The sequence below is a fragment of the Chamaesiphon sp. OTE_20_metabat_361 genome (assembly GCF_031364565.1).
Genome location: NZ_JANLWO010000667.1, coordinates 1 through 3,003, shown reverse-complemented (window position 1 = coordinate 3,003; position 3,003 = coordinate 1). Strand labels below are relative to the sequence as shown.

Genomic DNA, 3,003 nt, shown 5'->3' with positions numbered 1-3,003 from the left:
CCATTTTGATTGAAAACAACCGCAGCCTGTTCGATAATTCTTTGCTTAGTGCGATCGGCTTTAGATACTAACACTTAACTAACTTCAAGGTTAGTTAATATTTTAAGGCAATTTAGTTAGACCCGTCAATGTCACCATTAGTATTCAAGGTAATCTAAAAGGATGATGAGATTTAGTTATAAGTGACAAAAGTCACATACTTTTTGCCAGATCCGATCGGTGACATTGGTGAGCTGATGGTCGCTCGAATACTCCAGAAGCTCCACCCAGTGCCGCTGCTTGCTAAAATCTCGACTGGCAGAGATCGGAATTACGTCATCATCAATCCCGTGAATAATTAGAGTTGGAAGGGCGCGATCGATCTGAGAAAGAGGATATCGATGAGCGTCAACAACGAAATTGTAATGTAGGGGTGATAAATTTTTGAGAGCATGATGGTAGATTGGTAGATAGTAGGTATTTTTCCACGAACTTAACTGGCGATCGCCAATTTTCGGTAGCCAATGATTCAAAAAATCAAAAGCAGGTGCCAGTAAGAATAACCGTTCGACTTGTGGATAGTCTTGAGCGATAATTGTAGACACCCAGCCCCCGAGACTAGAGCCAATGAGCGTGACTGGCTCGCCATCATCGGGAAATAAATCCACAATTTGAGCGATCTGTCGCGAGACTGTCAGATGGGCGAAGTCTCCCTGGTTGAGATCGGGAACCTCTAACTTGATGCCCAACTTAGCAAACTGTTCCCGAATGTAGATCGCTTTTGTCGATCCTGGGCCAGACGCAAACCCGTGTAAATAAATATACATTAGTTACCAAGTGGTAGTAGTATGATGACGTGACAGCTAGCTGCTCGCTGGGAGCTAATTTGCTCGATGTATTAACTCTCAACTGGGAGCGATCGACTATCAACTACTTTAGGGTAGCCAGTGGCATTATGTAACTAGCTTACCCAGATTGCTAGCTAAACTTTGGCTTCGATCGTAAACCAGTAGTGAGGAGCGTAAATTCTCGTACTATTTCCGGAAAAGATGGGAGCAAAAATTGCGGGAGCAGGGGTTTCCCGCCCAGACAAGTAGAGCGCCTTTTCAAGACAGATGGGGGATGAGAGCGAAAATTGCTAATGGTTGTACCAGATCCACCGCGACAAATAGCCCAATGAGTCGAGTGCCGCAGAAGTAACTCAGCCGGAAAGCTGAATCAGCATCGAAACAGCCAAATGTCCCAAGTCGGTAGATCGGTCGATAAGTTACGATTGAAACCAGTAAAGATCCGAACAATGTCACGAGCATACGGGCGGAAGAAGCTAATAGGGACTTACCAACTCGATCTGATGAAGCGATCGCTAAACTATAGTTAATAGCCCCCTAGTATTTACCAAGATTTCGACATATTAAGACCCGTTTTACCGCTGACATACTCTATTATTAACTAGCAAGGAGCGCAATTTTCATGGGAAGGATTTTTATCTGTGCAATTTATGGCGGCGACCAAGGAACGGCTAACGATCCAGAGACGATCGGTACTGCGCCAAACGAAGCCAAAGAAATGGTCTTTTTGCGAGATTTAATCGTTCCAGAATTGCGAAATCGGAGTTTTGAAGTAGTCGCAGTACCTGATTTCGATCGACCCGCACTGAGTATCGACTGGATCGACAAGCGTGCCAAACCTGGTGATATTGCCTTGGGCATTCATGCTGATGCTTACGCTCATTCTCAAACTAGGGGAGTGAGTACTTTTTATATTGCCAAAAACGGCGAACGCAAAAATCACGCCCAGATGTTGTTACTCGCATTTTCCAGTCGCGTCCCCGATCTGCCCAGTCGGGGAGCTAAGCCCGACACGATTACGGGAACGGGGAGTTTAGCGTTTTGTCGGCGACTGACAATTCCATCGTTACTGATGGAAATCGGCTTCAAATTCGATAGTGAAGATCGCGTCAAGATTCAAGCTTATCGGCGCGAAATCGCCCTCGGGATTGCCGATGGATTAGTCACCTGGAGCCGCGATGTCCAGATGCAGGCAACTAGCAATAACCACACGGTACCAGTCCATCTCAAAGTCAATAACGAACCATATCCCGAGTGGGGGATCTCGATCGATGGGAATGTCTATATCCCGATCGATCTTGCCGATAGATTGGGCGTCAATCTCGCCCTCAATCCGCAGATTAGACGCATCCGCTATCGGGGGATCGTCTATCTAAAGGCGATCGAATTGCGCGATCTTAATATCTCGATCGTTGCCGAAATTGGTAAAATCTACAATATTCGCTCCCAGCACCCCTTCAATGCTGATGAATTCGATCGAATTATGTGTGTGGGGCACACCAATCCCGTTCAACTCAATGAGTTTCTCCTCGCCAATACTCCCGAAGCCTTAGAACAATTTCCCAATCTCCCCGGAATCTATCTCGAAGAAGCCAAAGCCGAAGGCGTCAACCACGATCTTGCCTTCGCGCAAATGTGTCTAGAAACCCGCTTCCTGACCTTTGGCGGTGCCATCTTACCAGAATTTAATAATTTTGCCAGTTTAGGCGATCGACAGACCGAATGGGCGAAATTCCCCAATCTCCGTCTAGGCATCCGCGCGCACATCCAACAACTCAAAGCTTACGCCAGCCACGATCTCCTCGTCCAAGAATGCGTCGCACCTAGATTTGAACTCGTCAGACGCGGCATCGCCCCGACGATGCGACAATTAAACGGTCGCTGGTCGGCAGATGCCCAGTATACGATCAAAATTGCCGCTGTACTCCGACGGCTATATGAGACAGCGGGGATTTTTTAGGTAAGGGAAAAGGGGGGAAAGGGGAAGGGGTAATGGGTAATGGGTAAAAGGTAAGAGGTAAGAGGTAAAAGTTTGGACGCTTGCGTCTCTCTACTATCTCACCATCTATTACTCACTCTTTACACCCATCACCCATTCATCACCCATTACCCATGACCTACCTTTTACCTTTTACCCACTACCTTTCCCCTTTCCCCTTTCCCCTTTTACCCATTA

Annotated in this window: 2 protein-coding genes; one reads left to right on the top strand and one right to left on the bottom strand. The window is 46.9% G+C overall.

Translation table 11 applies throughout. From position 1 onward, the window contains the following. Positions 1-176: 176 nt before the first annotated feature. Positions 177-806, bottom strand: a complete 630-nt coding sequence (locus RMO35_RS19095; protein ID WP_309743187.1) for a YqiA/YcfP family alpha/beta fold hydrolase — start codon at positions 804-806, stop codon at positions 177-179. Positions 807-1,449: 643 nt separating this feature from the next. Here RMO35_RS19095 and RMO35_RS19090 point away from each other — a divergent pair. Continuing rightward, positions 1,450-2,787, top strand: a complete 1,338-nt coding sequence (locus tag RMO35_RS19090) for an N-acetylmuramoyl-L-alanine amidase (protein WP_309743185.1) — start codon at positions 1,450-1,452, stop codon at positions 2,785-2,787. The last annotated feature ends 216 nt before the right edge of the window (positions 2,788-3,003 follow it).